This is a genomic window from Clostridioides sp. LIBA-6822, assembly GCF_056688955.1.
Genome location: NZ_CP196995.1, coordinates 1047271 through 1063289, shown reverse-complemented (window position 1 = coordinate 1063289; position 16019 = coordinate 1047271). Strand labels below are relative to the sequence as shown.

14 protein-coding genes are annotated in these 16019 nt (G+C 27.9%); all 14 read right to left on the bottom strand.

Annotated elements, in window-relative coordinates; translation table 11 throughout:
- Positions 1-238 precede the first annotated feature (238 nt).
- Positions 239-676 (bottom strand): COG2426 family protein, encoded by a 438-nt coding sequence (locus ACTG48_RS05220; RefSeq protein ID WP_021383745.1) that lies wholly within the window; start codon positions 674-676, stop codon positions 239-241.
- Positions 677-707: 31 nt separating this feature from the next.
- Entirely contained in the window at positions 708-1337 is a 630-nt protein-coding gene (locus ACTG48_RS05215; RefSeq protein ID WP_021383778.1) for an HAD family hydrolase, read from the bottom strand.
- Between the two features lie 21 nt (positions 1338-1358).
- Positions 1359-2246 (bottom strand): decaprenyl-phosphate phosphoribosyltransferase, encoded by an 888-nt coding sequence (locus ACTG48_RS05210; RefSeq protein WP_479918304.1) that lies wholly within the window; start codon positions 2244-2246, stop codon positions 1359-1361.
- Between the two features lie 28 nt (positions 2247-2274).
- A complete protein-coding gene (locus tag ACTG48_RS05205) occupies positions 2275-3495 on the bottom strand; it encodes a DUF6080 domain-containing protein (protein WP_234781101.1) in 1221 nt (406 codons plus the stop codon).
- A 307-nt stretch (positions 3496-3802) separates the two neighbouring features.
- Positions 3803-4945: an aldo/keto reductase gene (locus tag ACTG48_RS05200; protein WP_021383748.1), complete on the bottom strand. Its 1143-nt coding sequence runs from the start codon at positions 4943-4945 to the stop codon at positions 3803-3805.
- A 140-nt stretch (positions 4946-5085) separates the two neighbouring features.
- The gene (locus tag ACTG48_RS05195) at positions 5086-5952 is read right to left on the bottom strand and encodes a cation diffusion facilitator family transporter (protein WP_021383688.1); all 867 of its coding nucleotides are present in this window, start codon (positions 5950-5952) and stop codon (positions 5086-5088) included.
- Positions 5953-6204: 252 nt separating this feature from the next.
- On the bottom strand, positions 6205-7752 hold the full coding sequence (locus ACTG48_RS05190) for an ABC transporter permease/substrate-binding protein (RefSeq protein ID WP_479918303.1): 1548 nt from the start codon (positions 7750-7752) through the stop codon (positions 6205-6207).
- On the bottom strand, positions 7745-8881 hold the full coding sequence (locus ACTG48_RS05185) for an ABC transporter ATP-binding protein (RefSeq protein WP_479918302.1): 1137 nt from the start codon (positions 8879-8881) through the stop codon (positions 7745-7747). Before ACTG48_RS05185 ends, ACTG48_RS05190 begins: the two co-directional genes overlap by 8 nt.
- 340 nt (positions 8882-9221) lie before the next feature.
- Complete coding sequence (gene dinB / locus ACTG48_RS05180) at positions 9222-10319, bottom strand: DNA polymerase IV (RefSeq protein WP_021383701.1); 1098 nt, start codon at positions 10317-10319, stop codon at positions 9222-9224.
- Positions 10320-10709: 390 nt separating this feature from the next.
- A complete protein-coding gene (locus ACTG48_RS05175; RefSeq protein WP_021383690.1) occupies positions 10710-12215 on the bottom strand; it encodes a DUF1846 domain-containing protein in 1506 nt (501 codons plus the stop codon).
- A gap of 261 nt (positions 12216-12476) precedes the next feature.
- Positions 12477-12827, bottom strand: a complete 351-nt coding sequence (locus tag ACTG48_RS05170; RefSeq protein WP_021383697.1) for a DUF6483 family protein — start codon at positions 12825-12827, stop codon at positions 12477-12479.
- 222 nt (positions 12828-13049) lie between these two features.
- Positions 13050-13241, bottom strand: coding sequence for a hypothetical protein (locus tag ACTG48_RS05165; RefSeq protein WP_021383686.1), 192 nt, complete (start codon positions 13239-13241; stop codon positions 13050-13052).
- A gap of 119 nt (positions 13242-13360) precedes the next feature.
- Positions 13361-14275: an AHM family subclass B3-like metallo-beta-lactamase gene (gene blaAHM, locus ACTG48_RS05160; protein ID WP_479918301.1), complete on the bottom strand. Its 915-nt coding sequence runs from the start codon at positions 14273-14275 to the stop codon at positions 13361-13363.
- A 162-nt stretch (positions 14276-14437) separates the two neighbouring features.
- A complete protein-coding gene (locus ACTG48_RS05155) occupies positions 14438-15934 on the bottom strand; it encodes a 4Fe-4S dicluster domain-containing protein (protein WP_021383683.1) in 1497 nt (498 codons plus the stop codon).
- Between the last annotated feature and the right edge of the window lie 85 nt (positions 15935-16019).

The following is a 16019-nucleotide window of genomic DNA, read 5'->3' as shown; positions in this document are numbered from 1 at the left end:
TTCTGTTAATTAAAATTTATTGTAATTGAAATCTTATTCCATATAAAAATTTTATTTTACTTGTAAGAAAATTTGTAGTACTTTCCTCACAAGTAATACTATACTATATTTCTTTATCCATAGTAAACATTTTAGAGCTAAATGAATTTAAATACTCCATCAGTTTTTGTGGCTATTTTTAAAAATAGTTTTGTATCTACTCACAAAAAAACTATCCAAATATATTGTTTGGATAGTTTTATATTATATGTAGAGAAAGAGCTGAAACTATAACTCCTGATAGCAAATTGCCAAGAAATACTCCTATAAAAGCATCTTTTATTCTCATTTTTAATATAGAAGCTATAGCAGATGCCGTCCATGTTCCTGTAGTTGGAAGTGGTATCCCTACAAATAGTATTATACCTATTATTGAAACACTTTTTAATTTTTTCATCCTTGAATTTATTTTCCTATCAATTGTATCTGCAATCCCTTTAAATAGCTTTTTCCCTCTTAAAAATTGCAATATGTGCCTAAATGTTAATATCAAGGGAATTGATACCAAGGTAGAACCAATTACACTAAATACATAAACCCACATAGGATTTAAGCCCATTGCAATACCTATAGGAATTGCTCCTCTTAATTCTGTTACAGGAACCATAGACAAAATTAATATGTGTAAATATCCCAAACTATTCCCTCCTATTCTAAGTGATATTAAGTTATGAATTTATTTGTTCTATAACTTCACCATTCTTTTTACTAACCAAAAATGCGTTTTTAGCTAATGAAAGCATCGGTAAATCACTCTTAGAGTCCGAATATGCATATGAATTTTCATAATCAATCTCTATCCCAAGCTTATCTAACACAGTCTTTATTCTTTGTATCTTTTCAATTCCCTTACAGTTTTCTCCAATGAATTGATTTTTATATCTTGAATTTTTGTAAAATAACTCAGTGCCTATGACCTCGTCTGCAAAACCATAATGTTTAAAGTATTTCATATATGCATATGGAGATGCTGTTATCATAATTATAACATTATGCTCTTCTTTGTTTTTGTAAATAACTTTTTTCATAGACTCGTTAATTTTTTTCATTATACAGTCATCAAAAAAAATTTTTAAATCTTCTTCACTAAAATCTACTATTGGATGAAAGATTGCCTCTTTTGCTCTTTTCAAAGGTACTATTCTAATTAAATACATAGCTAGAGTAAAAATAATGTATGGCAACTTTATAATAGTTTTAAATGTTTTATTTTTTAAAGAATAAATAAAAAAATCTAACATGCTATCAGTATTTATAACAGTATAATCTATATCGAGTAATAGTACACTTTTTTTCATAAGTATTTCCCCATCCTATCACTAAAAAATTAATATTATAAAACATGCAATTATCCATAATATTACGTTTATTTTTAAAGCACTGTCTTTTAATACAATATCGGTGGGATTCCCTTCATTTGTAGTATTAATTATATAATTATATCTAAGTACACCATAAACTACAAATATGGTTGTAAATATCATATGTGGCTTTTCTGGATTACTTGTAGAGTACAATGCATAACATACAATTGTAGAACTTAACATTACTACCATCATTTGATTTAGATTTTCTATATCATAATCTTCTAATATCTTTCTATGTTCAATTGCATCATCTCTTAAAGTCACTATTTCTTTTTTACGCTTTCCAAAAGCTAAGTATAAAGATAAGAAAAAGGTACATAATATTATCCAATTTGATAAGTTGACATTTATGGCTACACACCCTGCATAGACCCTAAGTATAAATCCAAGAGATATGGAAAACACATCTAATAGTATTATATTCTTTAACTTAAGAGAATATAATATATTGTTTATCAAATAAAGAACAAGGATTATAGATAAATTAAAATTAACAACTGTTGATAAACAAATTGAACACAAAGCCAATATTACAAATAGTATATTAGCATTTCTTTTACTTATTCTTCCACTTGCAACTGGTCTATTGCGTTTTTTGGGATGTTTTTTATCCTTGTCCATATCTATGGCATCATTTAATGCATATACTGATGATGACATAAGGCAAAAACATACAAATGCAATAAATGTTTTTAACAATAAATTTGTATTTAGCATATTATTCGAAAAAATTATAGCAGAAAATACAAAAAAATTCTTTATATATTGCTTTATTCTCATTAGTTTTATATAATCTGAAATTTTAGTAAGAAGCTTTATATTTGTATTTGTCTGTTTCATAAACTTACTACCCTTTCAACATTATTTTTTAAACAGGATATGACTTTATTCCTATATTTAAAATTTCTATAAATCCATTTACATTACTGATTATTATAGTAACCAATAACAATGATAGAAATATATTATACATATTTTTTTCATTTTTTCTAAGTGCTTTAGTAAAGTAAGCCAATAAAACTATAACTGCAAAACTAAAATTTATAGCCATAATACTTGAATTAACTAGATTGTATCCTATTATTCCATGTAAAGTTAAGTTAAATATAACTATTCCCATACATAGTTTAGGTACTCTTTTGTCTGAGTTTTCAATAACTGATAAAACACAAAAACAAAATGCTAATAATGTAAGAATAACTGGTATTGTTGAAACTTCACCATTTTGCAAAAATAGACCTTTTTTTAACGCTGCTCCAGGAAAATAAAAAACTGAGTATAGTAGTCTCTCTATAATCATTGCAATTTTTTCTAGAATTGGTTCTCCACTTATAAATTTAGTATCATACTGTATTACATTTCCAAGATTCATGAAACTCTCATAAGATTTCGTTGAAATTACACAAATGTATGCCATTAAGATAAATGTAGCTAAATGTTTTAACATTTTTCCTATTTTTAATTTAAATTCAAATATCATATTAAAAAAATACAAATATATATTACTAATAGTTATTCCAAATAGAGGAATAGCAGCGAATTCCACCAAATAAGAATACTTTCCTTTCATCTTATTTGCAATAACTATGAAAAATATTAATGAAAATTGACTATATATAAACCTCTCTACATTTAAAGTCATAAATAGTTGTGGGAAAGAAAATATCATTATCATAGTAAGTAAAATTAAAGTTAACCTCTGCATTTTTATCTTTTTAATATGATTAAAAACTAAAGTTATAGACATAGCACTAGTTATTATTTGTAGACAAATTAATCCAAATCCATAAGCACTATTAAAATCGGCTGTCCCTGGATTTGCTATTGAAGTACAAAATAAGTATATTGGATATGCAAAAATTGATATAATTGCTGAAAATAATATGTGTTTACTATTATCTTGATTTATAGCAAATACATTTAAATTGAATAAAACACCTGTATCTGTATCTAACAATACATCATAAGTATTGTTCAAGTCATAAAATATAGTAGTCTTGGAAAAAAATATCTTAGTTATTATTAGATAAGTTATTACAACTAATATAAACAACAACATCTCATTTTTGTATTTTAATATTTTACTCATCAATATATATCACCATCCATTCATCATATAGGATTTGCTGCTACCTACAATTTATTCCTTTAATTTTAATAATTCCCCTTTATAATATCCTTACTTGTTTTATTGTAATTGAATAACTCTTTATTTACAACCACAATATTCACTTTATTAATGCTATGTTTAAATAGATACTATATATATAGTATTTATTTTTATAAAATACAAAAACATAATTTAAGGAGACAAAATTATATCTTGTCTCCTTAAATATTAAAATTATATTTTAAAATATTACTAAACAATAAATTTCAAGTATGATATAAATTAATTATACTGTAACATCATTAACTCCATTTTCTTCCCACTTTTTAATCTCTTTTAATCTATCAATTATAGGTAAATGCTGAGTACATTCAACTTCACATTTTCCACAAGATATACACTCTTCAGCTTTTGCATCACTATTCATTGTATAATTCCAATGCCCTAATCCATAAACTAATTTTGTCATCTCTTCATCACTCTTTTTAAACATCTGCTTTTCATTATAAAAAAGCATATAAGCTGGAGTATTAATACCTTTTGGACATACCTTACAATACCCACATCCTGTACATATTTCATTCATATTTTGATTTAATCTTGTTTCAATGTCATGTATATCTTCATCTGAATAAATTCTATTTTCATCCGCAATTTTACATGCATCATCTATATCTTGCTTTTTATTAAACCCTATCAAAGATACGTTTATTTGTGGAATTCCTATATTAAATCTTAAAGCTGCTTCTATAGTACTTTCCCTATCTTTTGCTAGAAAAGAAAGCTCTTTATTGTATTTTGGAATAGTTCCACCACTTAATGGATTCATAGCTACAACACCATATCCATTATCAACAGCATACTTAGCACCTTTTAGTCTATATGGAAAGTTTAATATATTGATTCCCATAGTTACACCTTCAAACTTATTTTCATCGAGGATATCTATAACTTCATCACCTGGTTGATGTGATGAGAATACTATATGGTCTATCAATCCTTCTTCTTTACATTTTAATAATCCTTCATATTGACCCCCAGGTTTCATAGCTAGTTCATAATGCTCCATCTTTCTAATATTCCAAACATGATAAAAATTTATTTTAGATACGCCTAATCGTTCTATTGACTTTTTTACTGCTGTTATGGCTTTTTCTGATGTATCGCATACTTTCGGTTTTTCTTTAGTTGATACATAAAAATCGGTCTTACCTTCATCTATCATTTGTCTAAAAGCTAGTCCAAATATATCTTCACTTCTGTCATCACAATATCCTGGTGCTGTATCGAAATAATTAATACCTTTTTCATATGCGTATTTAACTAAATCAGCATTTTCTTGGTTGCTTTTCTCTAAATCAAACCTTAATCCTCCATAACCAACTACTGAAACCATTTTCCCCGTCTTGCCATATTCAACGTATCTCATTATAAATTCCTCCTTAGATATATTAAGACTTAATTTCTTTATAAAAAATATTATACCATAAATATTTTTTATAAATTATTTATGGTATAATATTTTTTTTATAAATTATAATTTTTTACAATTGACCTTTTCTAATCAAATTAAAAGCTATAAAAAGGTTCAATATGAACTATTACTTGAGCATTTTCATTAATCTCTTCTTGTATTTGTTTCTCGATTTTATGTGTTAAAGCATGAGATTGCTCTATACTTATAAATGGGTCAACCATTACATGCATATCAATATATATAGAACTTTTACTTCCCCTACTTCTGATATTGTGAACATCTCTTACTTCATTAAATTCAAACACAATTTCTCTTATATAATCCTCATCTACAGCTACTCTATCTACTAAGATTCCAATAGATGGTCTAAATATCCCATAAGCTGAGTAAATTATAAATGCAGAAATAATAATAGGAACTATAGATTCTATTATTACTGGAAAACCTAATTTTACACCAACTAAAGTAATCAATACTCCTAAAGATACAAAAATATCACTTCTTGTATGCAATGAATCTGAAATCAAAACATAACTATTTAATTTAGTTCCAATCCTATATTCATATATACAGACAAAAATATTTATAAAAAGTGTAATGATTAGAGCAATTAGACTTTCTATAGTTATAGAAGGTGTAATTGGATTGGATATTCTTGATACTGCACTAAGAATTATCTTAATCGCTATAACAAATAACATACCACTAATAAATAAGCTAGTTATAATTTCGAATTTTTTATGTCCATAAGGATGATTTTTATCTTTTGGCTTAGATGCAAAGAAAATGCCTATGATACCTACTATATTTGATGCTCCATCTGACAGAGAATGGAATCCATCAGCTGTCATACTATAACTTTTGATTTGATTACCAATAATGATTTTTAATAACGCTACTGCAAAATTAGCAAATAAAATTATCCATAATACTTGCTTCACTTTCTTATAATTATCCATAATAATCTACCTCCTCCCTCCGATTTAATCGAAAAAAGACTATGTATCAATATTAATTAACTAGACAATAAAATTGTATATAAGCACATTTACTATATTTATATTCAAAATTGGTTGTACTTGTTCACTCAATTTGAAACTTAATTATAAATAAAAAGTACTGTTATAATTTTGATACAAATAAAAATAAGTTATAGATAATATATAAAATATTATCTATAACTTAAAGTTTTGATATAAACTATTAATTTTTTATACTAACCCTTCTTTAACTAAGAATGAATGAGCAACATCTTCTGGTGATTTACCAAGTTCATCAACTTGATAGTTAAGTTCTCTCATAGTTTCTTCATTTATTTTACCTGAAAGCATATTCATTACTTTTTCTAAATCAGGATATTTCTTTAAAGTATCTTCTCTTACTAATGGAGCTGCATAATATGGTACAAAGAAGTTTTTATCATCTTCTAATATTTTAAGATTAAACTTTTTAATAAGACCATCAGTTAAGAATGCATCTATAACTTGAGATTCATTATTATCTAAAGCTGTATATCTTAAACTTCCATTCATTGCTTTTACATCTTTGAATTTTAAGCCATAATCTCTAGCAATACCTATAAGACCATCTTCTCTATTTTCAAACTCTAGAGTTGGTGAGAAAGTAAGGTCTTTACTATATTTAGTTAAATCAGATATAGTGTTTATTCCATACTTATCAGCAGTCTCAGGCATCATGGCTAATGTGTAAGTATTATTGAACCCAAGAGGGTCAAGTAAAGTTAACTGATTTTCTTTTTCCATAGTATCTTTTACAACCTTATATGCTTCATCAGCATCTTTAATTGGAGTATGTTTCATTACATTTACCAAAAGTGTACCTGTATAATCTACATACATATCTAGCTCTCCAGACTTAATTGCATTAAATGCAACAGACGAACCACCTAGATTTAAATTTTTCTTGACATTAAGATTTGTATTTTTCTCTATTAATTCAGCAAAAACATTACCAAGTATAAGTTGTTCTGTATAATCTTTAGAACCAATAGTTATTGTATCTTTCTTACCTGAAAAACTTGAACTAAAAACAACAAACAACATTGAAACTACAACTACAACAGATATTACTTTAAGTGCTATATAATTTTTCTTTGGTGCTTTTGGATTTAATCCTTTTGGAGTAACTGCAACTTCAATTTTACTAAATAAATAATCAACTAGTAGTGCAATTATACATGATGGAATTGCCCCTGCCAAAATCATATTATTGTTTACAGTTTGAACACCTGAAAATACTAAATATCCTAAACCACCTGCACCTATAAACGCCGCAAGAGTCATCAAACCAACAGCTGTAACTGCAGAGATTCTAACCCCACCCATTATTATAGGAAGCGCTAAAGGAAATTGTATTTTAAATAAGGTCTGATTTCTTGTAAGACCAATCCCTTTAGCCGATTCTAATACTACTGGGTCAATACTGGTTATACCTATATACGTATTTTTTACAATTGGCAGTAATGAGTAAACTACTACCATAAATATGGCTGGTCTACTTCCTATCCCAAGTATGGGTACAAGAAGACCCAAAAGTGCCATAGATGGAACTGCTTGGACTAAGTTTACAAATCCAAGTATTATTTTTCTAAGAGATGAGACTCTTGAAATAATGATTCCAAGAGGAACCCCAACTATTATAGCTATCAAAATAGATGTAACTGTTAAACTCATATGTTGTATTAAAAGCTCTATAATCTTATCTTTTTGTAATAGTATAAAGTTTAAAAAATTATCCAAGGACACTCACCTCCATTTCTAGGAATTGTTCACTTAAAACAGAAAGTAAACTACTTCTAGTAATTAGCCCCACAAGTTTATTTTCATCAGAAATAACCGGAATATATCCAACCGAATTATGATTCATTACATTCAGTATCTCAACTAAATTATCGCCTTCATTTACGTGTAAAGGCTCTCTTGACATAATATCAGCAAGCAATATTGATTTATCATTAATGTCTTTCATATCCTTTACAGTAACAATGCCTTTTAATGTTTTAGCTCTGTCTATAATTAGTAAACTGTCAACCTTACTTGTTCTCATAATTTCTATCCCTTGAGTTACAGTTCTCGTTGAAGTAACAGCAATAGGATTTTTTATCATAATATCTCTTGCTTTTATATATTCTGGATTATCCCAAACTCTATCTTCTCCAATAAAATCTTTTACAAAATCATTTGCAGGTTTTCTAAGTATATTTTCTGGAGTATCATATTGTGCTACTCTTCCATCCTTCATAATACAAATTTTATCAGCTATCTTTAAAGCCTCATCCATATCATGAGTTACAAATATTATAGTTTTTTTCAATTCATCTTGAAGAGAAAATAATTGCTCTTGTAAAGATGTCCTTGTTATTGGATCTAACGCACTAAAAGGCTCATCCATTAATATTATTTCAGCATCAGTCGCAATGGCCCTTGCAACACCAATTCTTTGTTGTTGACCACCACTAAGTTCTGAAGGATACTTATTTAAAAAATCATCACTATTAAGACCTACCATCTCAAGTAGTTGCAATGTTCTTTTCTCAATTTCTTCAACGGACTTTTCCTTTTTTAGGCGTGGAATTAACTCTATATTTTCTTTTATTGTAAGGTGAGGAAATAGGCCTGTGTTCTGTATAACATATCCTATTTTTCTTCTAAGCTCTATTTCATTTTCCTGAGAAATTGGTTTGCCATTAATATATATTTCACCAGATGTAGGTTTTATTAATTTGTTTATAAGCTTCAAAGTTGTAGTCTTCCCACAACCACTTGAACCAATCAAAACTACCAGTGTACCTGTTTCTACAGTTAGAGAAATATCATCTAATATAACATTATTTCCTATCTTCTTGGTCACATTTCTTATTTCTATCATAATTTATCATCCCCTCTATCGACAAGCAACCTTCACCAATACTATAAGTTGTTTTTTTAATTATATCATATTATTCGCTTTATGTAAACTAAGTACAACTTTTAGGTCAATATATGTCTGAATATTGCTACAGATGCAACGTATTTATGTATTATATAATCTAAAAAACAAAAAAAGAATAAAAATATTCATAAAATAACATAAGAGGGTCTTAAAATGAATGTTTCAGTTCATGATGTACTCTTTTTTGTATGAAATCAAATGTATTTTCATCATTTAACAATAAAAAAGAGGCTTATCTCTATTTTGAGATAGCCTATTAATTTATTTAAATAAAAAATTATGGTTGAATACTATCCATATACTCAAATAATGTAATATCTTTATAAGTTTCTTTTTTATCACTTAAGTTTGAAATTGTAACTCCCAATAACCGAATTTGTTTTCTATTCATCTCAACATTTCTTAATAAATTATCTACACAACTTCTTATATCATTATATTCATCAATATAATGTTCTACGCTAAGGCTTCTAGTTATCTGTGTGAAATCCTCATATTTAATTTTTAATGTAAGTGTCTTTCCAAATTTTTCAGAGTTTTTTAATCTATGACATACCTCTTCACAAAGTTCATCAAGGATATTGCGTGTTTCTTCTTCATCAATATCCAAATTATGACTTAATGTAGTCTCAGCTCCAACAGATTTTCTAACTCTATTTGGCTCTACAGGCCTATCATCTATTCCTCTTGCAAATTTATACAATTCATAACCTTTTTTCTTGAATATATTTTCAAGTTCAAATAAATTTAAGCACCTTAAATCGTATCCTGTTTTTATACCTAAATTTTTAAGAGTATTTGAAGTGACTTTTCCAACACCAAAAAATTTATTTACAGGTAATTTATCTAAAAATTCTTGAGCATTTTTTTCATTTATTACAGTCAACCCATTTGGCTTTTTTAAATCTGATGCAATTTTAGCAAGAAACTTATTGTACGAAACACCAGCTGAAGAAGTAAGACCAACTTCTCTAAGTATATCTCTTTTTATTTGCTTTGCTAACTCAATTGATGAATCAATATTTTTTTTATTTTTTGTTACATCTAAGTAAGCTTCATCTAAAGACAACGGCTCTACCAAATCAGTATATCTATAAAATATGTCTCTTATTTGATTTGATACATTTTTATACACTTCAAATCTAGGCCTTATAAAAACTGCATAAGGACATCTATTATAAGCTACAGCTGATGGCATAGCTGAATGTACGCCAAATTTTCTAGCTTCATAAGAACAGGTTGCAACTACACCTCTACTTTGTGGATTTCCACCAACAATAACAGGTCTTCCTTTTAATTTTTTATTATCTCTTTGTTCTATAGATGCATAAAAAGCATCCATATCTATATGAATTATTTTTCTATGAAGTTCCATCCTTATCACCTTTTAAAATATAAACATATTAATTTTATTTAGATTACTTTTTAATTATACCAAACTTATGTTTCTTTATGCTCTTTTTTTTATAATTCTCTTTATAGATTGACATTTTCCATATATAAAGCATCCTATAATCAACCAATTTAATATAATTTATAAAAAATCCTTAAAAACACTTGCAAAAACTATATAAAAGCTTTACAATAGGTATTCCAAGGAACTAAATTTAAAATTCCTTATGGATAACAGTATATATATTAATTTAAATGGGATGTTTTAAAAACAAAAGACTGCCTTATATAAGACAGCCTACTGATTTTATTATAATTGTAATGGACTGCTCAAACTATTACTTTAAAACAGCCCATATTTTTTTATATAATTTTAGCTATAGTAAAGATTTTGTGAAGGATACTCTGGGTCACAAGTTACATCTATACCAAGTTTTCTAAATGTTTGTTCATCATCTCTATTTAGTATAGTAGTAGAATGAGCTTGACACCCTTTTAATAGTGCCAATTTTTCCATAGCAAATTGTGCAGTTGGATTAGTTACAGCACAAATGCTAAGTGCAGTTAAAACCTCTTGGCAACTAAGTGACACATTTCTACTAGCTAAAGTTTTTGTTTTTAAATTTATAATAGGTTCTAATATTACAGGTGATATTAAGTGCATATCATCAGATATATTAGCTAAGTGTTTAATTGCATTTAATATTGCAGCTGCTGTTCCATTCATTAAGTCAGAACCCTTACCAGTTAATATTGTTCCATCCTCTAACTCTAATGCTACTACAGGGCAAGTATCATTTTTATCAGCATTTTCTTTTAATTTATTACTGTAATTTCTAGCAGGTAAGACAACTTTTCTATCTTCTGGCTTTAAGTTAAGTTCTTCCATAATCATTTTCATTCTATCATAGGCACCCTTATCAACTTGTCCTTTTTTATATTCACAAGCAGTTTTAAAGTATCTTCTTATTATTTCTTCTATAGATGCTCTTCTTATTACTTCATCATCTATTATTCCAAATCCAACTCTATTGACACCCATATCAGTCGGAGATTGGAAAATTGATTCTTTTCCAGTTATCTTTTCTATTATTTTCTTAAGCACTGGGAATAATTCTAAGTCTCTATTGTAGTTTACTGACATTTCACCATAAGTTTCAAGATGGAATGAGTCTATCATATTTACATCTTTTAAATCAACCGTAGCTGCTTCATAAGCTATATTTAAAGGATGCTTCACAGGTACATTCCAAACTGGGAATGTCTCAAACTTAGAATATCCAACTACATTTCCTCTTTTGTTTTCATGATATAACTGGCTTAAACAAGTACCAAGTTTTCCACTATTAGGACCTGGCGCTGTTACTACAACTATTGGTTTTGTAGTTTCTATATACTCATTTGCCCCATACCCTTCATCACTAACTATAGTCTCAACATCTGACGGATATCCCTTTGTTGGATAATGCTTATAGACTTTAATTCCTCTACGTTCCAATTTATTTATAAATACAGTTGTAGCAGGTTGTCCTTCAAATCTAGTAATTACTACACTGTTTACATCTAACTCGTAACCTCTTAAATCATCTATTAATCTTAAAACTTCCATATCATAAGTGATACCAAAGTCTCCTCTTATTTTATTTCTTTCTATATCTCCTGCATATACACAGATTACAACTTCAACTTTTTCTTTCATATGTTGTAGCACTTTTATTTTTGCATTTTCATCAAATCCTGGAAGCACTCTTTTTGCATGAAGGTCTCCCATCAATTTTCCTCCAAACTCTAAATAAAGCTTGTCAAAATTGTTTACTCTTTCTAAGATATATTTAGACTGCTCTTCTAAATATTTTTTGTGGTCAAATCCTACTTTCATCTTAACACCTCACTAAATTAAATTTCTTATTGATAACAGTATATTTATATATATTTTTTTAGTAAAACATCTTATAAAAAAATGTTAATACTTTTTCACTCAAAGTAATATTATACAATTAAGATTAATTTTTTTCAAGATAGTTTTATTGTAATTTAGATATACCTATATAACTAATAAAATAAGAATATTATATTCTACATATCTAAATATAATATTCTCACCTTATCATTAATTTATTTCAATATTCTCATATATCTTTTATTCTAAGTTCAATACTTTTCTAATATCTTCTATTCCTTGATAAACTTCTTGTTTAGAGAAATTCATAGCCTCTAATTCTTCATCAGTTTTTTCCATAAGCATAGTATAAAATTCTATTGCTATATACTGCATATTTTCAGTATTCACAGTGTTAGCCTTATCGAATAAAATCTCTTCTGCTTCATTCACTTTTCCTTGAAAAACTAGTCGTTTCAATGTTATAAGTATAACTTCTTCTTCTGTATTATACACTAAATCTTTTTCTTCATATTCACTGTATTTTTTTCCCAATAAAAGTCTTGCGACCATAAGTTTTATCTCATTGAAAATCTTATCCACTATAGCCATTTTTACATCTCCTATAAATAAAATTTATTTTCTTTTTAATTATATCAGACTTTATAGTAAAAATTATTATATGTAAATGAAATAATTCAAAAATAGATTTTAAACATAAAAAAAAGAAGGTAGCGGGGGATTTCCGACTACCTTCAAACACTAGATTGTGATTGGTTTGGTATTTTACTTATACCCACCATAAGCTTCGTTAAATCATCTAAATTGATTTTTCTAGCATCCACATCCTCCATCAAAAACGTCACCGCATTCACAAAGTATTAATAATACTATTAAGAAAGGTATCCATGCACATAAGTCCATCTCAGCCCAACAGTCTTGGAATGCTAAGAATAAGAAGAATAATATTATTATCCACCAAGCACATCCGCCAAATCCGCCTTCACCAAAAAATCTATCCAACATAATATGTTACCTCCTAGTAATTTTGTATGTGGAGTTTCAGCTCCTAAAATATACTATGTTTAAGGGGTAATATTTGCTAATGATTTTTTAAAATTTTTTTAGAGATTTTCTCAAAAAAATTATTGGCTTACACTCAATACCTTGCCATCACTATTGATGGCTACATCTCCATCAGAAGTCAAAAATGTTTTTATATTCAGTTTTTCTAATATTTTTAAGACATCCTCTTCTGGAGCTTTTTTCTCTGAACAAGTTATAACAGCATATTCTGGGGATATAGAGTCTAAAAATGCTTCAGTTAATTTGTCATATCTCCCATGATGAGGGATTTTAACAAAATCATATTTCAAAGTATTTTCACTTATAAATTCTGCCAACCTTTTTTCCTCTGCATCTCCTGCAAACAAAAATTTGTGTTCTCCATAATTTATACTAGTCATTATTGAGTAATCATTTGAACCCTCATACTCACTTTTTGAAGCTGGTTGTATACTTATTTCTGCATTACTGATTACAAGATTCATTTTTTCCTTAAGCACTACTGGTTCTACATCAGCTTTTTTAAGTGAATCAATATACTCATCATATTGTTTACTGTCTTTCTTATAATTTGCTTGTATCAGATTCTTTACTTTGACACTAGATAGTACACTATCGACTCCACCTATATGGTCCTTATCTAAATGAGTTAAAATCAAATAATCAAGTGTGTTTATTTCTTTTTCTTTTAATTTATCGACTATTTGTTTTCCATTTTTATCTTCTCCTGTATCAATCATTATGACTTTATCACCTATCTCAATTAGTATGCAGTCTGACTTACCAGTGCTTAGTATAGTAGTCTTAAATGCAGTATTTTTTGTGCTACTCTTAATATTATTTTGACTTACACTATTTTTGTCACTCTTTAAATAAGATTCACTTGTTGATTTTATCTTACCATTAGTAGTTACATTTACTACAATCAATAATATTGCAATTACAGATAATGTAGTAACAAAAAACATGATGTCTCTTAATATTATTCTCTTCATCCAAAGTCTCCTATAAATTTTATTTATTTCATATTTATAGTATAACAATCCTGACTTAGTAAAATACACATATAAACAGGGCAAATTCTAGGCATATTTGTGGCATTAAAAAAAAGAACAATATAGTTATAAACTGTACTGCTCTTTTTATAAAAATTAAGTCTATCTTTCTAAAGTTACATCTTCAAATTCTTTAATTTTATCATTAGATAAAACACTTTTTTTAGTTGATTGTCCATTTTTTCTATCAAAGGTATTCTTAGCTTTAGCACCTGATAAAAACTTACCAGCTCCATTAATACAACCTTCTTCACACATCATTCCTTCTATAAAATTACCTTCTAGTCTATTCAATTTAGCCATTGTCATTGTTTTTTTAATTTGTCTTGGACCAGATACTTTTATAGGTTCAAAATCAAAACTAATTCCCTTCTCAGTAATATAGTTCTGTATTGATTTAGTAAGACCTCCAGATGCTCCAAATCCTCTTCCAAAAATTGACCCATCATTTATATCTTCATTCGAACATTTTGATAAATCTATATTAAATGATTCAAATAATGCCATTAACTCTTCAAAAGTAAGCACATAATCTACTGCATCTTTTAAGTATGTCTCTGTTGCCTCACTCTTTTTGGCTGTACATGGTCCTATAAATACAACTTTAGCATCAGAATCAAATTTTTTTACTAATCTTCCTGTTGCTATCATAGGAGATACTGTAGATGATATTTTATCTTTTTCATCAGGGAACATCTTCTCTATGTACTTAAAAAATCCAGGGCAACATGAATTTGTCATGTAATCATCTCCAGATTTTATTCTCTCAATAAATTCATTACTTTCATGAACTGTAACCGCATCTGCCCCACAAGAAGCTTCTATCATATCTACAAACCCCAACGACTTTATAGCATTTTTTAACTGTCCATATGTAATATTGCTATCAATTTGACCTGTTATAGCTGGAGCTACTATTGCATACATATTTTCCTTCTTTGCAAGTTTTTTTGCAACAGGTGCTATCAAACTTTTGTCAGATATTGCTCCAAATGGACATGCTGACATACAAGCTCCACAATTTATACAATTATCTTCATGTATCATGGCTTTCATAGTATTTCTATTAAAATCCAATGCTCCTGTTGGACAGACACTCTTACAAGGTCTTACAACTTCAGATATAGCATCGTATTGGCATGAACTTTTACACATTCCACAAGCTTTGCATAAATCATGATTTATATATGCTCTTCCATTTATGTAAGAAATTGCCCCAAACTTACATGCTTCTTTACATCTATGAGCTAGACAACCTCTACAAAGTTCTGTAACTGTAAATTCATTTATTGGGCATCTATCACATGCTGCTTCTACTATATATATAATTTGCTCATCCGTATCTAAATTAACTAAATCAGGATTTATATCTCCATATTTACTATTTGGTGTTAAACTTAATGCAAGTTGTGCTCTTTCAAGAACTACTTCTCTCTCCTTATAGACACAGCATCTATATCTGGCCTTTTCTCCTTTAATTATTTCATATGGAATTTTTTCTATATTTTCTTTTGTTAATTTTTCTTCAATCGCTAATCTTGCTACTGCCGTTAAAACTTCATGCTTCAACCTTTTTAGTTGCGTTTCGAACTCAAACATAAGTAATCCTCCCCATAAATCACATCTTTTTCGCTATATTTCTACTATTATGTATATTGTATTTTTATTTATTTCCATAAATTAT

What these genes read in the sequence shown, in the direction of transcription:
- ACTG48_RS05215 (WP_021383778.1), bottom strand. Translation starts at nt 1,337, where the DNA reads ATGAAAAAAAGTGTACTATTACTCGATATAGATTATACTGTTATAAAT.
- ACTG48_RS05210 (WP_479918304.1), bottom strand. Translation starts at nt 2,246, where the DNA reads ATGAAACAGACAAATACAAATATAAAGCTTCTTACTAAAATTTCAGAT.
- ACTG48_RS05205 (WP_234781101.1), bottom strand. Translation starts at nt 3,495, where the DNA reads ATGAGTAAAATATTAAAATACAAAAATGAGATGTTGTTGTTTATATTA.
- ACTG48_RS05200 (WP_021383748.1), bottom strand. Translation starts at nt 4,945, where the DNA reads ATGAGATACGTTGAATATGGCAAGACGGGGAAAATGGTTTCAGTAGTT.
- ACTG48_RS05195 (WP_021383688.1), bottom strand. Translation starts at nt 5,952, where the DNA reads ATGGATAATTATAAGAAAGTGAAGCAAGTATTATGGATAATTTTATTT.
- ACTG48_RS05185 (WP_479918302.1), bottom strand. Translation starts at nt 8,881, where the DNA reads ATGATAGAAATAAGAAATGTGACCAAGAAGATAGGAAATAATGTTATA.
- dinB (WP_021383701.1), bottom strand. Translation starts at nt 10,319, where the DNA reads ATGGAACTTCATAGAAAAATAATTCATATAGATATGGATGCTTTTTAT.
- ACTG48_RS05175 (WP_021383690.1), bottom strand. Translation starts at nt 12,215, where the DNA reads ATGAAAGTAGGATTTGACCACAAAAAATATTTAGAAGAGCAGTCTAAA.
- ACTG48_RS05170 (WP_021383697.1), bottom strand. Translation starts at nt 12,827, where the DNA reads ATGGCTATAGTGGATAAGATTTTCAATGAGATAAAACTTATGGTCGCA.
- ACTG48_RS05165 (WP_021383686.1), bottom strand. Translation starts at nt 13,241, where the DNA reads ATGTTGGATAGATTTTTTGGTGAAGGCGGATTTGGCGGATGTGCTTGG.
- blaAHM (WP_479918301.1), bottom strand. Translation starts at nt 14,275, where the DNA reads ATGAAGAGAATAATATTAAGAGACATCATGTTTTTTGTTACTACATTA.
- ACTG48_RS05155 (WP_021383683.1), bottom strand. Translation starts at nt 15,934, where the DNA reads ATGTTTGAGTTCGAAACGCAACTAAAAAGGTTGAAGCATGAAGTTTTA.